General features: G+C 37.6%; 12 protein-coding genes and 1 pseudogene. All 13 read right to left on the bottom strand.

The window, feature by feature from the left end; translation table 11 throughout:
• Positions 1-128: 128 nt before the first annotated feature.
• Positions 129-3,671, bottom strand: a complete 3,543-nt coding sequence (gene nifJ, locus AC806_RS09005) for a pyruvate:ferredoxin (flavodoxin) oxidoreductase (RefSeq protein ID WP_014124036.1) — start codon at positions 3,669-3,671, stop codon at positions 129-131.
• Positions 3,668-5,089 (bottom strand): NADPH-dependent glutamate synthase, encoded by a 1,422-nt coding sequence (gene gltA, locus AC806_RS09010; protein WP_069029168.1) that lies wholly within the window; start codon positions 5,087-5,089, stop codon positions 3,668-3,670. The genes nifJ and gltA overlap by 4 nt, the downstream gene beginning before the upstream one ends.
• A complete protein-coding gene (locus AC806_RS09015) occupies positions 5,082-5,933 on the bottom strand; it encodes a sulfide/dihydroorotate dehydrogenase-like FAD/NAD-binding protein (RefSeq protein WP_069029169.1) in 852 nt (283 codons plus the stop codon). The genes gltA and AC806_RS09015 overlap by 8 nt, the downstream gene beginning before the upstream one ends.
• Before the next feature lie 12 nt (positions 5,934-5,945).
• Complete coding sequence (locus tag AC806_RS09020) at positions 5,946-6,389, bottom strand: flavodoxin (protein ID WP_014124033.1); 444 nt, start codon at positions 6,387-6,389, stop codon at positions 5,946-5,948.
• Positions 6,390-6,622: 233 nt separating this feature from the next.
• Positions 6,623-7,207, bottom strand: a complete 585-nt coding sequence (locus tag AC806_RS09025; protein WP_083207580.1) for a nucleotidyltransferase family protein — start codon at positions 7,205-7,207, stop codon at positions 6,623-6,625.
• Between the two features lie 27 nt (positions 7,208-7,234).
• On the bottom strand, positions 7,235-9,814 hold the full coding sequence (xdh, locus tag AC806_RS09030; RefSeq protein ID WP_061840290.1) for a selenium-dependent xanthine dehydrogenase: 2,580 nt from the start codon (positions 9,812-9,814) through the stop codon (positions 7,235-7,237).
• Between the two features lie 192 nt (positions 9,815-10,006).
• The gene (locus AC806_RS09035) at positions 10,007-10,363 is read right to left on the bottom strand and encodes a winged helix-turn-helix domain-containing protein (protein ID WP_069029170.1); all 357 of its coding nucleotides are present in this window, start codon (positions 10,361-10,363) and stop codon (positions 10,007-10,009) included.
• 75 nt (positions 10,364-10,438) lie between these two features.
• On the bottom strand, positions 10,439-11,767 hold the full coding sequence (locus AC806_RS09040) for a uracil-xanthine permease family protein (protein ID WP_069029171.1): 1,329 nt from the start codon (positions 11,765-11,767) through the stop codon (positions 10,439-10,441).
• 34 nt (positions 11,768-11,801) lie between these two features.
• Positions 11,802-12,179 (bottom strand): RidA family protein, encoded by a 378-nt coding sequence (locus AC806_RS09045; RefSeq protein ID WP_014124028.1) that lies wholly within the window; start codon positions 12,177-12,179, stop codon positions 11,802-11,804.
• Positions 12,180-12,195: 16 nt separating this feature from the next.
• Positions 12,196-13,133: pseudogene (gene arcC, locus AC806_RS09050) on the bottom strand (carbamate kinase).
• A 110-nt stretch (positions 13,134-13,243) separates the two neighbouring features.
• Positions 13,244-14,440 carry a knotted carbamoyltransferase YgeW gene (gene ygeW / locus AC806_RS09055; protein ID WP_069029172.1) on the bottom strand — a complete coding sequence of 399 codons (1,197 nt, stop codon included), beginning with the start codon at positions 14,438-14,440 and terminating at the stop codon, positions 13,244-13,246.
• A gap of 17 nt (positions 14,441-14,457) precedes the next feature.
• Positions 14,458-15,768, bottom strand: a complete 1,311-nt coding sequence (locus AC806_RS09060) for a YgeY family selenium metabolism-linked hydrolase (protein WP_069029173.1) — start codon at positions 15,766-15,768, stop codon at positions 14,458-14,460.
• Between the two features lie 5 nt (positions 15,769-15,773).
• Positions 15,774-16,964: a diaminopropionate ammonia-lyase gene (gene dpaL, locus AC806_RS09065; RefSeq protein WP_041591911.1), complete on the bottom strand. Its 1,191-nt coding sequence runs from the start codon at positions 16,962-16,964 to the stop codon at positions 15,774-15,776.
• Between the last annotated feature and the right edge of the window lie 5 nt (positions 16,965-16,969).

A 16,969-nucleotide genomic window follows, 5' to 3' on the forward strand; every position in this document is an offset into this window, starting at 1 on the left:
CGAATAACTAGTGAAAAATGAAAACATTCTTTGTTCACTTAGGTTTAAAAATCAAAAAAGTCTGATATCTTACTAATTAAATAGTAAAACATCAGACTTTTATAACTTTCATAAGAAGTTTAATTAAATTATTTTTTCTTTGCTTTATTCATCTGTCCCATCCGGTCGTAAGTACCAGCACGTTGTTGCATATCTTTCATCGTTTGATCATACATCTGACCAACTAGTTCTGGATCATTTTTAATTTTCTTCAATGCAGTAAAGCGGGTTTGCATATTCAATAAATCAGGAATCTTATTAAAGTCCGCTTTTTTAAAGTCCATCCGTAATGGATCTTTCCCTTTAGCACTTTGTCGAGGATCATAGCGATATAACTGCCAATAACCGGATTCAACAGCTTCCTTGGATTCTTTGACTGAATTTTTCATACCTCCACGTAATCCATGATTAATACATGGCGTATAACCGATAACTATTGATGGCCCATGGTAACTTTCCGCTTCAGTAATTGCTTTAACTGTTTGTGTTTGATTTGCTTCGATAGCAACTTGTGCTACATAAACATTTCCGTAAGTTGCAGCCATCATACCAAGATCTTTTTTCGCTGTCTTTTTACCACCTGCAGCAAACTTTGCTGTAGCAGAAGTTGGTGTTGCTTTAGACATCTGACCACCCGTATTAGCATAAAGCTCATTATCCATGACCAAGATATTAACATCTTCTCCACTAGCTATTACGTGATCTATTCCAGCAAAACCAATATCATAGGCCCAACCATCTCCACCAATCAACCATTGACTTGGTTTAACAAACATTTCTTGATTTTTTAATAAAGATTGTAGTTGTTTATCATCTTCGGTTTCTAAAGCAGCTATCAGTTTAGTGGCCCTTTGTCGGGACCCTTCACCTTCATCCTTATGGTCAATCCAGTCTTTAAGCAAGTTTTGTGTTTCTTCAGAACCTAATTTCTCATTTAGCGCACGTTGCGCTTTATGGACAACACGATTACGTTTTACTTGATTGGCAATATGCATACCAAATCCATATTCTGCATTATCTTCAAATAAAGAGTTACTCCATGCAGGACCCTGCCCCTTATCATTAGTAGTGTAAGGAGTTACAGGAGCCGAAGCGCCCCAAATAGAAGAACAGCCAGTAGTATTTGCAATCATCATTCGGTCGCCATATAGTTGTGTCAGTAATTTAACATATGGCGTTTCACCACACCCTGCACAAGCACCTGAAAATTCAAGTAAAGGTTGTTCAAACTGAGATCCCCGGACCGAATTTTTCTTCATTGGATTTTCTTTTTGGCGTAATGTCATCGCAAATGCCCAGTTAATAGCTTGTTCTTGCTGATCTTCATAATCTTTCATAACTAATGCACTGGCAGGACAAGCTTCTACACATAAACCACAACCTGTACAATCTTCTAAGGAAACTTGGATACGGTATTTATACCCATCTTTACCTTTGAAATCACGAACAATGAAACCTTCTGGCGCTTCTTCCATCTCCTCTTCATCAGCTAAGAAAGGACGGATGGCCGCATGAGGACAGACAAAGGCACATTCATTACACAATGTACATTTTTCTGGAATCCACTCTGGCACTTCTAAAGCAATCCCACGTTTTTCATAAGCAGCTGTTCCCATAGGCAAACGACCATCATACATACCATTATCAATTAAATTACCAACTGTTAAACTATCGCCTTCTTTTCTAGCGATTGGGTCTACAATGTTACGTACAAAATCAGGTCTTTTTTCTTCATTAGAAGATCTAGAAGGCACTTCTTCTAATTCAGCCCATTCTTTTGGTACAGTAATTTCATGTAGGTTTTCAAAAGTTTGATCGATTGCTTGCCAATTTTTTTCTACGATCTCTTGTGATTTTTTACCATATGTTTTATCAATTTCATCTTTTAGCAATGGTAAAAATTCTTTTCTATCCATAATATCTGTTACTTCAAAGAAAGCCGCCGACATTACCGTATTAATACGACGTCCTAAGCCAGTCGCTTTTGCAATATCCATCGCATTAATAATGTAGAATTTATTATGATGTTTAGCTAAATAACGTTTTAAATTGGTTGGCAAATGTTTATGAACTTGTTCTTCATTCCACACAGTATTCAATAAGAAAGTGCCACCATCACGAAGGCCTTTTACCAGATCTAATTTATAAATATAGGCTGCATTATGGCAACCAACAAAATCAGGTTTTTCCACTAAATAAGTAGAGTCTATTTTTTCCTCACCAAAACGCAAATGAGAAACCGTCAAGCCACCAGATTTTTTAGAATCATAGTCAAAATAAGCTTGTGCGTATTTATCTGTATGATCACCAATAATTTTAATCGCTTGTTTATTAGCGCCTACTGTTCCGTCAGAACCAAATCCCCAGAAACGTGCTTGAAAAGTAGAGTCTGGTGTTAGATCTAATGGTTCAGTTTTAGGTAAGGATAAATTGGTCACTTCATCGACAATGCCTACTGTAAAACGAGCTTTTAATTCATTCGCAGGTAACTGCATATGATCATAAACACTCACGATTTGATCTGGAGTAACATCTTTTGAACCAATGCCATAACGTCCTCCGATAACGATTGGACGATTAGGATGTTGATAAAGTGCACTTTGTATATCCAATAATAATGGTTCTCCATCAGATCCCGGTTCTTTAGTACGATCTAACACAGCCACTCGTTCAACAGTGTCAGGCAACTTTTCTAATAAGTTTTCGGTCGGAAACGGTCGATATAGATGAATATTAAGATGACCAACTTTGCCACCATTTTCATTTAAATAAGCAACAGCTTGCCGAACAGTTGGTTCAACTGAACCCATTGAAACGACAACTTCGGTGGCATCTGGCGCGCCGTAATAAGTAGTTAAATCGTAATCTGTGCCTCTTAGTTGGTTAATTTTTTTCATGTATTTTTGAACAATTGCTGGCATTCTATCATAATATTGGTTCACCATTTCACGTGATTGAAAATAGATATCTGGGTTTTGCGCTGAGCCAGAAACAGAAGGCTTATTAGGATTCATTGCTCGTTCACGAAAAACTTCTAGCTGATCCCAGTCAACCATTTCTTTCAAATCATCATAATCGATCACTTCTATCTTTTGTAACTCATGGGAAGTACGAAAGCCGTCAAAAAAGTTGGTAAACGGTAAACTACCTTCAATACTTGCTAAATGAGCAATAGCAGATAGGTCCATTACTTGTTGTACGCCTGATTCAGCTAGCATACAAAAGCCTGTTTGACGCGTTGCCATTACATCACTATGATCACAAAAAATGCTCAAAGCATTCGTTGAAACTGCACGAGCAGCCACATGAAAAACACTTGGTAAAAGTTCTCCAGCGATTTTAAACATATTAGGAACCATCAATAATAAACCTTGAGACGCTGTGTATGTTGAAGTTAACGCGCCTGTTTTCAAAGAACCATGAACAGCGCCAGCAGCACCCGCTTCTGATTGCATTTCAACAACTTCTACTGGTTCGGCAAAAATATTTTCTTTTCCTTGTTCAGCCCATTCATCCACAACTTCAGCCATTGTAGAACTAGGGGTGATTGGAAATATTGCTGCAACTTCGGTAAATGCGTAGGAAATATAGGCAGCCGCTGTATTTCCATCCATTGTTTTCATTATTTTCATTGTAAACTTCCTTCTCTATTCTTCGCCTTTTCCTGCGTGACATAATTGCTTATCTCTTTTGCTGCAAGTTTACCTGCTCCCATCGCTAAGATGACAGTAGCAGCTCCTGTGACGATGTCTCCGCCAGCAAATATTCCGGCAATACTAGTAGCACATGTTTCTTCATCCGCATCTATATATCCCCAATGGTTCAAGTCCAATTCAGGAAAAACGTCTAATAATACCCGATTGGCACCTTGACCGATAGCTTCAACTGCTTCATCTGCCTTAATAATAAACTCACTGCCCGGAATGGGAACCGGTCGTCGGCGTCCACTATCATCTGGAGTACCCAGTTCCATTTTGATACATTTAACACCAATTAAATTTCCATTCTCATCTCCTAAATATTCAACTGGATTTGTTAGCCAACTGTACTCGATTCCTTCTTCCACTGAGTGATAAAATTCTTCTTTTCTAGCAGGTAATTCATCTTTTGAACGGCGATAGACAACTGTTACTTTCTCAGCTCCTAAACGTTTAGCCGAACGTGCTGAATCCATCGCCACATTTCCTCCCCCAATAACAACAACATTACGGCCTTTTTCAACCGGCGTATCATAATTAGGAAAATCATAACCATGCATCAAATTAACCCTTGTCAAAAATTCACTTGAAGCATAAATACCTTTTAGCCCTGAACCAGATATCCCCAAAAACTTAGGAGTTCCTGCACCAATTGCAATATAACAAGCGTCAAATTCGTCCATAACTTCTTGCATATCAATTGTTTTCCCCACAACAACATTTGTCTGAATATTTACACCCAAATCTTTAATTTGTTGTATTTCTTTATCCACGATCTCTTTAGGCAAACGAAATTCAGGTATGCCATAACTCAAAACACCACCAGCTTTATGTAATGCTTCAAAAATGGTAGTTTCATAACCCATTTTTGCTAAATCACCAGCTACAGTTAGCCCTGAAGGCCCTCCTCCAACTACTGCAACTTTTCCTTTGTCTAATTTGACGGCCTTGTCTTTTGAAGATTGCTCAAATGACCAATCGGCCACTAAACGTTCTAGCTTACCGATAGCTACTGCTTCAAATTTCTTTGATTTACCTAATTTACAAACCATTTCGCATTGTTTTTCTTGCGGACAGACTCTACCGCAAATAGCTGGTAAATTCGAATATCGGTTGATAATTTGATAGGCTTTGGGCATATCATCATCTTTAATCGCCTGAATAAAACCCGGTATATCGATCATAACAGGACAATGTTTAATACAAGGCGCGTCTTTACACTGTAAACAACGGCTAGCTTCCAGTTTTCCTTGCGCCACTGTATAACCCAAAGCTACTTCCTCAAAATTATGCTTACGTATTGTCGGCTCTTGTTCAGCCATAGGCGTTTGAGTATAGCTTCTTTTAGGCATTTTCTTTCACCTGCCTTTTAAGTTGGTCATATGAAAGTGCTTCTTCTTCATTATATTGCGCCATCCTAGAGATAAACTCATCCCAATGGACCTCTGATCCTAAAAACTCCGGACCATCAACACAAGCAAATTTAATTGAATCAGAAATGGTGACACGACAACCACCACACATTCCTGTTCCATCAATCATAATAGGGTTCAAAGAAACATATATCGGAAGATCATACTTATCTGCTGTAAGCGTACAGAATTTCATCATCACGCTAGGTCCAATTGCCCAACAAAAATTGATTGTTTGATGCGTTAAAATTTTCGACATAGCATCAGTGACCAAGCCTTTTTCGCCTGCTGAACCATCATCTGTCATAACATATAATTCATCGGATACCTCTTCGCACTCTTTTTCCAAGATAATTAAATCTTCTGTCTTTGCTCCAAGAACCGTTATGACATAGTTACCAGCTTTTTTGAGTTCTTTTACAATCGGGTATAATGCAGCAATTCCTACGCCACCGCCAACCAGTAAAACGTTTCCATAATTTTTAATTTCAGTAGCTTTCCCTAAAGGACCCACCAGGTCTTTTAGAAAATCCCCGTCGCATAATTCTGCCAGTGCCGCAGTAGACTTCCCAACTACTTGAAAAATCAGGTGAATCTTACCTGCCTGTTTATCGCTATCAACAATTGTCAACGGAAGTCTTTCACCAAATTCGTCAATTCGTAAAATAACAAATTGGCCTGCTTTTGCCTTAGATGCAATTTGTGGTGCTTTAACCCAAAATTCGTATTCATTTACCGCAAGCTTTCTACAATTGGAAATTGTAAACACTGTAGTCCTCCTCATCTAAACTAACCACTAGGCATCAATTAATGCTTTAACAAATTCCTTCAAAAGAACTTCATCTTCATCATCTGCGTCATTTTCTATTTTTACGACTTCGTGTCCTTTTGTAGCTCCAGTTTCAGCAAATGCTTTATCAAAATCCACTGCTGCATCGCAGAAAAAATCTGGGTATAATTCACTATCACCACTGCCTACAACACCATAAACTTTACCAGAAAGATCTTGTTCAGGTAGCTCATCATAAAAATCTTCTAAGTCAAAGGGTAGCTCTCCTTCATCATAAGTATAAGTTGCTATCACACAAATATCTGCATCATCAAAAAAATCCTCATCCGCATCATCTGCTTCCACACGTTCAACTTCTATATCTAAATTAGAAAATTGATCCTCTAAAATTTCTGAAATTCCTTCTGTATTCCCAGTCATGCTAGCGTATACAATCTTTGCTAATGTCATCTTCCAACGTCCTTTCACTTATAAGTTTATCCTTCAAACTAAAATCATTATTAACTAAGTTAACTATATCACAAAAAAGAAGAATTTCAACATTTAATTAGCTTGTATAAAAATTTTTTTGTGAAAAGTTTTTTTATTAAAAAAGACAGAATCATTTTTGATTCTGCCTCTAGACAGTTACGACAGTGCGGCATTTTTTTATTTTGTTCTTTAGAATTATTGTAAACAACTTTTTACTTTATTTCAATCTTTTTTGAGAAAAGTTGAGCATATTCTCTTTGAGTATCAATGTCTTTTAATTGTTCATCATAAAATTCAAGACAGACCCAATTTTCTTTATGTCGATCACGAACACTACGTCCCCCTGTGTCTCCAGTCACTTGCATAAGTTCTTTAAAATAGTATTTTCCAAAAAAGACGGGACCTCTTGGTTTTTTATCATAAAAAGGAACAACAATTGCTTTTTTATCGCCAAAATTGGCAATTTTCTGGAGCCCTTTTGCCGTTAAAAGTGGTTGATCAATTGGCAAAAACATGACATGATCTCCTCTTACATTCATTATTCCCAGACGTACACTCATACTTTGGCCTAAATTACTTTGCCTATTAAAAACAATTCTTACGTTGTCAGGAAAGTTACACTTTTTATAATCTTCTGGACGAATGACAACAATTACTTCAAAAAAACCTGCTTTTTGCGCCGTTTCCACTGTTCTTTCAATGAAAGTCTGTTTTTTATAAATTAAAAATAATTTATTTTGTTGCATTCTTCTTGAGAAGCCACTGGCCATAATCACTGCACTAGTATGTGAAATCAAGCAAACACCTCTTTGCACATTTCTTAACTATTTTTTTCGTTTTTTCTTTTGATAAGGTGTATCTTCAATAGGCAGAGTCGGGCGAAGATTGCCATCAAAGGCATAGTACGCTCCTGAAATCGCGGGTGCCGTTGGGATCGTAGCAAGCTCCCCTACACCTTTGATACCATAAGCTAAGCCTTCATGTAGACCTGGCGCTTTGACAAAGGTTGTTTTAATTGGTGGAACCTTCGATGCATCCAACAATCCCAAATTGGTATAACGAGCTTTAACATAGCCATCTTCCATTAAAAATTGTTCTGTTAAAGCATAACCCATCCCCATCACGACGCCGCCTTCAATCTGCCCTTCAGCTGCTCGAGGATTAACAACTTGCCCTATATCATAAGCAGCAACAATATTTGCTATTTTCCCTTTTTCATCTAACTCAACAACTTCTGAACAATAGCCGTATCCTGCATGGCTTACTGGATTTTTCTTATCTGAATGCAACGCATCTGTTTTAGCCGAAAACTCATCATAATACTCTTGTCCTTCTAGATCACTAAGTAAGTACCCCATATCTAGATCAATACGTAGTTTTTGAGCGGCGCGGCGTACTGCCTCACCCGTGAATAAAGATTGACGAGAAGCAGTTGTTGTTTCTGAATCCGGTGTTCTACGTGTATCTGAACCTTCCACAACAATAAGATCTGGTGATAAGTTTAAAGCTTCCAGTGCTACTTGTGCCGCTACAGTTGCGATTCCCTGTCCTATATCAGCCGCACTTGTCCGTATATGAACTTTTTCATCTTCAACGGAAACAATACAACGACCTGTGTCAGGTAAACCTACACCAATACCACTATTTTTGAAAAAACAGGAAATGCCAGCATGCTCAGCTTGTTCATATGTTTCTTTTACTTCTAATAGGCTTTCTTTCAAAGCACAATTTGAAGAAACTAATTGACCGTTTGGTAAAACATCCCCAGCTGCGACCGCATTCTTATAACGAATCTCCCAAGGGGAAATGCCAACTTTATCTGCCAACAGATTAATATTATTTTCAATTGCAAAAGCACTTTGAGATACACCAAAACCACGGAACGCCCCAGCTGGCGGATTATTTGTGTAAACGGCAAAACCTTCAATATCAATATTTTTGTATTTATAAGGTCCAGCAGCGTGTGTACAAGCACGCTGCAACACAGGGCCGCCCAGCGATGCATAAGCGCCTGTATCCGCTTTTATAACTGCTTTCATAGCAGTCAAATTCCCTTCTTCATCACAGCCAGTTGTAAAGTCCATTTCCATCCCGTGTCGTTTAGGATGAATCATTAAACTTTCATCACGTGTCAATAACACTTTAACTGGTTGTTGTAACAAGTACGCCGCTAGTGCAGCATGATGCTGAACACTCATATCTTCTTTACCACCAAAGCCACCGCCTATAAGTTTGGCTTGGACATGTACTTTTTCTGGAGCTAAACCAAGCATACGTGCGCATTCTCTTTGTTCATCATAGATTCCTTGTCCTGCAGTCCATAAAAGGACACCATCCTTTTCAGGCTGCCCAATCGCACATTCGGGTTCCATAAATGCATGTTCATTAATAGGAACAGAGTAATGTTGTGAAACAACATATTTAGAATTTGCTAATCCCTCATCTGCCTCTCCCCTAATTAAGTGTTCATAAGATAATGTATTTCCTTTAGGATGAATATTAGGCGCATCTTCGGCTAAGCCTGCTTCTGCACTCAATACTGGCTGAAGTTTTTCATAAGTAATATCAATTTGTTCTTTGATTTGGTCTAAACTATCTTTATTTTTTGCAACAACTAAAGCTATCGCATCCCCAACATATCTGGTGATTTCTCCTTCAGGTATCATAACGTCCCAATCTGAAATAAATTCTAAATGTCCAATTTTATTATTTCCTGGCACGTCATTTGCAGTGAAAACTGCGACACAATCTGGATGCTCTTTTGCTTTTGTTGCATCAATTTTTAATACTTTTGCTCGGGGATAAGCGCTTCGTATTGCTGAAGCATGTAACAAATTAGGTAAGTTGATATCATCAACATAAGCTCCCGTACCTAGTGTTTTTTCAGCTGCATCTAAACGATGGAAGTCCGTACCTAAATGTCCATTGGAATTATCGTCAGGAATTGGCGTATCTTTTTGCAACATTTGCGCTGCCAGCTGAATCGCTTCGATAATTTTAATATAACCGGTACAACGACAGATATTCCCCCGTATTCCTTTACGAATATCTTTTTCAGAAGGTTCAGGTTTTTTCTTTAGTAATCCGACCGCAGAAATAACCATTCCCGGAATACAATATCCACACTGAACTGCTCCTGTTTTAGCAAATGCATAACTAAATACATCCTTTTGTCGTGATGATATCCCTTCGATCGTAGTAATTTCTTTATTTTCTACTTTTGATAAATTAAACAGACAACTCTTGCAAGCCTTTCCATCAATGAGCACGGTACAAGCTCCACAAGAACCACTATCACAACCGTTTTTTGTCCCAGTAAGTCGCATTTCGTCACGTAGGAAATGCATCAGACTTTTATCTTGTTCACAACTGACCGTTTCCCCATTCACTATAAACGAATACACCTTTAACACACCCTTAATTTAAATGATCTTTTTCACATTATACCATATAAAAAAATATTTTTGTAAAATAAAAATATTTTCTCTGTTTTATTGGCAAATATAATTGTGATGATATAAGTCAAAATAAGCATCCTTTTTTTATTACTTTTCTTGTCTATTAATTATTAATTTTAATGTTTTTTACTACTTTTATCATTTCTTTTCTGTTAAAAAAATATCGTGGAAAAGTTGTTTAACTTTCTTGTTAGCTTCTTTTTCAAAACTTTCATACTTTCTGACAAGTTTCTTTCCTTCTTGCGTTAGCTGGGAACCTCCTCCTTGGAAACCACCAATTTTTGAAACAATCAATTTTTTCCCCCATAATTTTTCTGCCTTTTGAACAATACGCCAAGCTTTATTATATGACATTCCCATTTCTTTAGCCGCTTGACTCAATGAACCATTTTTATTCACTAAATTTAAAACATCTAAAACGCCAGGACCAAAAAAAATTTCACCCTTTTTCAACCGTAAGGTCATTTTATAAGATAGTTCATTTTGCTTTGTCATAAAAAACCTCCACTAATATACAATAGATAACGGCTTTCCAGTAAAAAACGATCCTTTTTGATTATTTTTACAAATTTACTCTTGTAGGATTTTTTCTGGTTTTGGTTTATTTAAAATGAGATTTAAGATTACTGCAATAATTGCGGTTAAAATTACTTCAGAGTTCCCAAAAATTGTCGTCACCCACGCAGGAAAACCAGCAAGTGATCCTTCTGAAAGAGCAATCCCGATCCCAAATGCTAAAGAAGTTCCGACAACTGTAGTATTTTTCGGTGTCAGTCCTTCGTTAGCTACCGTGCGCAACCCTGTCATTGCAATCGTAGCAAAAACAGAAATCGTTGCACCACCGATAACTGATTGCGGTATGGTTGTTAAAATAGCAGCAATTTTAGGTAAAAAGCCTGCAATTAACAAAACACCCGAGGCAAAAGTAAAAATATATTTGTTGATTGCTTTGGTTGAAACAACTAGGCCTACATTTTGTCCAAATGTTGCACAAGGGACTGAACCAAACAGGCTTCCTAAAAAGTTAGCCAGTCCACTACCCATAATTGCGCCAGAAATTTCTTTATCCGTAGGCTGACGATCCATAGCACCAAATGTTGTAGCAGTAAATTGCCCAATTGTTTGCACAGAATCAACTAAATACATCACGACCAAAGTCGCAATTGGAACAGCTTTAAATTCTAAACCAAAATGAAGCGGCAAAATACTTTGTACAATTCCGGCATTTGCTATAGGAACAAAATCAACCATTCCCAAAAATAATGAAACAATATAACCAATAATCATTCCTACTAACATCGAAGATAATTTCAAAAATCCTCTGCCAAAATTATTTAAGTAAAAAACAATGACAAAAGTGATAATGGCTACTAACCAACTTTGCCAAGATCCGTAGCCTTCATTTCCGGCTCCTCCTGCCATATATTTGACAGCTACTGGAAATAAGGAAAAACCAATACTTAAAATGACTGTACCAGTTACGATCGGTGGAAAGATAAAACGAATTTTCTTAATGGTCAGACCAACAAAGATCACTGTCAAACCACCAATTAACTGCGCGCCAAAAATCGCGCCTATACCAAACTCAGCACCAATTGCCAGTAGAATAGGTACATAAGCAAAACTAGCCCCCATCATAACAGGTAAACGAGCGCCAAAACGGCCAAAAATTGGAAAGAGCTGAATCAAGGTAGTAATTCCTGCAAAGACTAAAGACGTTTGTAAAATTAAAGTAGTATTGGCTTCGTTCAAATTAGTTACTTCTGCAATCATCAATCCTGGGGTCACAATACCTACAATCGCCGCGACTACATGTTGTAAACCTAAAGATAGGATTTCACCAAACTGAGGTTTAGCATCATATTTATAAAGAGCGTTTAATTCTTTTTTCGACTCCATTCGTCTTCTCCTTTCGAGCGGGCAGACAGACCCATCACTTCATAGCTATGGCTTCGATTTCAAAAGAACCGCCCAATGGTAATTCCTTTACAACAAAGCAAGAACGAGCTGGCTTCCATTCGCCGAAATAATCTGCATAAACTTCATTCACTGCTGCAAAATCTGCCATATCTGTTAAAAAAACAGTAGTCTTCACAATATCAGAGAAGGTTAAGTCCACCTCTTGCAGTATTGCTCCCAGATTATTAAATGCTTGTTTTGCTTGATCGGTTACACTTGCTTGTAATTTTTTTGATACAGGATCTAAGCCTAATTGACCTGATATAAAGGCTTGATTTCCTACTAAAACAGCGTGCGAATATGGCCCTACAGCTGTAGGTGCTTGCTTTGTATTAATCATATTTTTTGTCAATTTCTTACCTTCTTCCTTAATTACTTGTAATTAGCGTACCTGTTTTACCAGCTAATCCTTCTTTTGCTTTTTCCAAAGAGGTGATCAAAGCTTTTTTATCTGTTTGTTTGACAAAGTTCATTGCCGCTTCAACTTTTGGCAACATAGAACCAGGTGCAAAATGTCCTTGGTTAATATATTTTTGTAGCTCATAGGGTGAAACTTTTGCTAGATTTTTTTGTTCTGGACTACCAAAATTTAAAGCAACTTGTTCAACGGCTGTTAAAATGATTAAAAAATCCGCATTGATCGTTTCAGCTAACAAAGCGCTACAAAAGTCTTTATCAATAACTGCTGGAACTCCTTGCAAGTGGTTATTTTCTCCTTTTATAACGGGAATTCCCCCACCACCGCAAGTAATCACTAGTTCATTGGCACTGATCAAATGATTGATTGTTTCAATTTCTATGATCTCTTTGGGTTTTGGCGAAGCGACGACTTGCCGGTAACCTCGGCCGCATCCTCTGCTACTACAATGTCTTTTTCCATAGCAGCTTGCATTGCTTCTTCTTTAGCCATAAAACGACCAATTGGTTTTGTTGGTTTGTCAAAAGCAGGATCATTAGGATCTACTTCAACTTGAGTCGCGATCGTAACAACCGGTTTTTCCAACTTGCGAGAAAGCATCTCTTCTCTTAAAGCATTCTGTAAGTCATAACCAATGTAAGTTTGGCTCATTGCCACGCTAACGGATAAAGATACCGGAGGATACTTTTTAGGATCTTTGGCCGTCATTTCATCCATCGCTAGTTTAATCATTCCTGCTTGTGGACCATTACCATGAGCTAATACTACTTCATAGCCTTCTTCAATAAGATCCACTACATTAACCGCTGTTTTTTTCACAGCTTCCATCTGTTCTTTCAAGTTATTTCCTAAAGCATTACCGCCTAAAGCTACTACAACTTTTGTCATCTTTTTCCTCCTGAATCAATAATTTTTTATTATTTCATTTCAAAAAAGAAAGAGAAGTTTTAAGTAAAGAAATCTTTTTCATTTCCTTAAAACTTCTCTACTTTTGCTAATTATTCGTCGTAATGTCGTTGTTTTCCCCGTTTTTCCAAATCTTTTAAAGCTTGTCCAGGCAGTTGGAATTTGCTTAAGAAAATCATCGCAGCAATTACATAGGGTTTGTAACTAGCTTCTTTGTACAATTCCTTGCGGTAACGATCAAATACAGAAGCATCTACTTCGCCTTCATCTGCAGAAATGCCTGTAATATCTGCAGGAAGTGGGTGCATGTATAATGCTTTACCATCTTTTGTTAACTCCATCATTTCTTCTGTACAAGCCCAATCTTTATGCTGTCTATTTTGCTTTAATAGCTCATCTTCTAACTCATCAATTGCTTCAAAGTCACCTTCGCTGTATAATTCCGTTCTTTTTTCCATCGTTTTAAAAGGTGCCCAACTTTTACAATAAATAACATCAGCATCGGTAAATGCTTCTTTCATATCATAAGTCTTTTTAAAAGAACCACCTGATTTTTCCGCATTTTCCTGCGCTAGTTCTTCGATTTCGGGCATTACTTCGTATCCTTCTGGATGAGTCAAAGTCACATCCATGCCAAAACGTGTCATCAAGCCGATGATTGCCTGAGCAACAGATAGAGGTTTACCATAAGATGGCGAATAAGCCCACGACATGACGATTTTTTTGCCTTTTAAGTTTTCAATCCCCCCTACTTCATGAATGATATGATCTAAATCAGCTAAAGCCTGTGTCGGATGATCAGTATCGTCTTGTAAGTCAACTAAGTTAGGACGTCGCTCTAAAATTCCGTCTTCTTGGCTTTCTTTTACGGATTCAATAACTTCGCGCATATAAGCATCACCTTTACCGATATACATATCGTCGCGAATCCCGATCACATCCGCCATAAAAGAAATCATTGTTGCTGTTTCACGAACTGTTTCACCATGCGAAATTTGTGATTTTTTTTCATCTAAATCTTGGACAGCCAGACCTAACATATTACAAGCGCTCGCAAAAGAAAAACGTGTCCGCGTTGAATTATCACGGAATATAGAAACGCCTAGTCCAGAATCGAAAATTTTGGTTGAAATATTTCTTTCTCGTAAATTTCTTAGCGCATCTGCAACTTTTAAAGTTGCTTTTAATTCATCTTCTGATTTATGCCAAGTCTGCATAAAATCATTTCCAAACATATCTGTGGTATTGTAACTATTGATTTCTTCTAATAAGTTTTCAAAATTTGCCATTCACTTTTCCTCATTTCTTATTTCGTATAAACTGTCGGTAAAGTTGCGTAAAACGCAGCACAACGAACTAAATCTTCTTTCCAGGTGATTTCATTTGGCGCATGCGCTTGATCTTCTGCGCCCGGTCCATAACCAATACAAGGGATATCATTGCGCCCCATAATAGTGACGCCATTGGTTGAAAAAGTCCATTTATCAAGAACAGGACGTACTTCACGCATTTTTATTTGTGAATCTGGTCCTTGCCGTTTATCCCCATATAATTGATCATGAGTTTCAACTAAAGCTTTTGTAACCTCATGATCTTCTGGAATAACCCATGTCGGGAAGTAGCATTCAATTGGATATGATTGGCCAGTATAACTTGGGACATCATAGTCATACATTGAAACTTCAACGTCTTCGCCGTATTTTTGCACAGCTGGCAATTGTCGGATTTCTTCTAAACAGCTTTCCCATGTTTCTCCAGCTGTCATACGACGGACTAAGGAAACAGAACAACCATCCGCTACTGCACAACGACTTGGCGAAGAGAAAAATACTTGCGATGCTGTTATCGTTCCTCGACCTAAAAATTGTGCTTCTTGCCAATCTGAATTAAATTGTTGATGTAACATTTTTTCTAAACCATAGATAGAAGTTGATTCGGTACAACCATTATTATTTAATGCACGTACATCATTTAAAATATCTGCCATTTTATAAATTGCATTGTCGCCTCTCTCTGGCGCCGATCCATGTGAGGAAACACCGCGAACATCAACCCGAATTTCCATACGGCCCCGTTGTCCCCGATAAATTCCGCCATCAGTCGGCTCAGTAGAAACGACGAATTCCGGACGAATCTTATCTTCGTTAATAATGTATTGCCAACATAATCCATCACAGTCTTCTTCTTGAACAGTTGCTGTGACTAAAACAGTATATTTATCGCTCAATAAGCCTAAATCTTTCATGATTTTAGCGCCATAGATAGCAGAAACAACTCCGCCTTCTTGATCAGATGTTCCACGTCCGCCAATTTCACTGTCATTTTCATAACCTTCATAGGGGTCGAATTGCCAATTTTTCTTTTCGCCAATCGCAACTGTATCCATATGTCCATCAAAAGCAATTAATGTTTTACCTGTTCCCATATATCCTAGTAAATTTCCCATCGGGTCAAATTCTACTTGATCAAAACCGAGTTTATCCATTTCTTCTTTAGTACGTTGTAATTTTTTTCCTTCATCAGCACTCTCACCCGGAATTCTGACCAAATCACGTAGCAATTTTGTCATATCCTTTTCGTAATTTTGTGCTTGTTTTTTGATTGCTTCTAAATCCATTCTTTCTACCTCCACAAAATATGTTTATAATTATCAGGGTCCGTATCGCCTTCTGTTGAAAACAACACAATCTCTGAATCATTACCTAAAGTTAAATATTCTTTTAGATCCTTATATTCAGGGTCTTTCATCAAACTAGCAATTAAGCCCATTCCTACAGCACCTGATTCACCAGATACAACCTGTGGATCTCCTTTAATCGGTGCGCCTAACATACGCATCCCTTTTTCTGATACAGAGTCAGGACAAGAAACAAAAGCGTCTACATGATTTTTTAAAATATCAAAAGAAATTGTATTGGGCTCGCCACAAGCAAGACCAGCCATAATTGTATCTAGATCACCATCAACAAAACGAATTTTTCCATCTTTTTGCTTAGCTGACTGATACAAACAATCTGCTGCTTGGGCTTCCATAACAACTATCTTAGGTGGATTCTCAGGATACAAGTTGGCGTAATAACCAATAACTGCTCCTGCTAAACTACCTACACCTGCTTGAATAAAAACATGTGTAGGGCGTTTACTAACGTCTTTCATTTCTTCATCAGCTTCACTTGCCATTGTTCCATAACCTTGCATAATCCAGGCTGGAATTTTTTCGTAGCCTTCCCATGCTGTATCTTGAACCATCACACCATTTTTAGTAGATTCAGCCAATGCGTTGGCCTTTCTAACACATTCATCATAATTAACGTCTTCAATCGTAACGTCAGCGCCTTCATTTTTTATATTATTAAAGCGTGTTTGAGTAGAGCCTTTGGGCATTAATACAACTGCTTTTTGCCTCAATTTATTAGCTGCCCAAGCTACGCCCCTGCCATGATTGCCATCTGTAGCTGTATAAAAGGTGGCTTGTCCAAATTCTTCTCTTAATTCATCTGATGTTAATGTGTCATAATCAAGTTCTGAAATATCTTTTCCTGTACGTTCGGCAATATAATTTGCCATAGCAAAAGAACCGCCTAATACCTTAAAAGCATTTAAACCAAAGCGATAAGACTCATCTTTAACAAAAAGATTTTTCACTCCTAAGTAATGAGCCATATGATCCAATTTAGCTAAGGGTGTTTCATTATATTGTGGGAAACTTTTGTGAAACGCACGTGCCTTTTCCATATTCGCCTTATCCATTAAATATAAATATGGATCCTCGGTTTTTGGCATTTCATTTTTAACCCATCTGATTTTTTCCAAACTTT

The sequence above is a fragment of the Tetragenococcus halophilus genome (assembly GCF_001712815.1).
In the GTDB taxonomy this organism is placed as follows: Bacteria; Bacillota; Bacilli; order Lactobacillales; family Enterococcaceae; genus Tetragenococcus; species Tetragenococcus halophilus.

Excerpts from the sequence above, each read along its gene's own strand:
- nifJ (WP_014124036.1), bottom strand. The coding sequence starts at position 3,671 with ATGAAAATAATGAAAACAATGGATGGAAATACAGCGGCTGCCTATATT.
- gltA (WP_069029168.1), bottom strand. The coding sequence starts at position 5,089 with ATGCCTAAAAGAAGCTATACTCAAACGCCTATGGCTGAACAAGAGCCG.
- AC806_RS09015 (WP_069029169.1), bottom strand. The coding sequence starts at position 5,933 with ATGAGGAGGACTACAGTGTTTACAATTTCCAATTGTAGAAAGCTTGCG.
- AC806_RS09020 (WP_014124033.1), bottom strand. The coding sequence starts at position 6,389 with ATGACATTAGCAAAGATTGTATACGCTAGCATGACTGGGAATACAGAA.
- AC806_RS09035 (WP_069029170.1), bottom strand. The coding sequence starts at position 10,363 with ATGACAAAGCAAAATGAACTATCTTATAAAATGACCTTACGGTTGAAA.
- AC806_RS09040 (WP_069029171.1), bottom strand. The coding sequence starts at position 11,767 with ATGGAGTCGAAAAAAGAATTAAACGCTCTTTATAAATATGATGCTAAA.
- ygeW (WP_069029172.1), bottom strand. The coding sequence starts at position 14,440 with ATGGCAAATTTTGAAAACTTATTAGAAGAAATCAATAGTTACAATACC.
- AC806_RS09060 (WP_069029173.1), bottom strand. The coding sequence starts at position 15,768 with ATGGATTTAGAAGCAATCAAAAAACAAGCACAAAATTACGAAAAGGAT.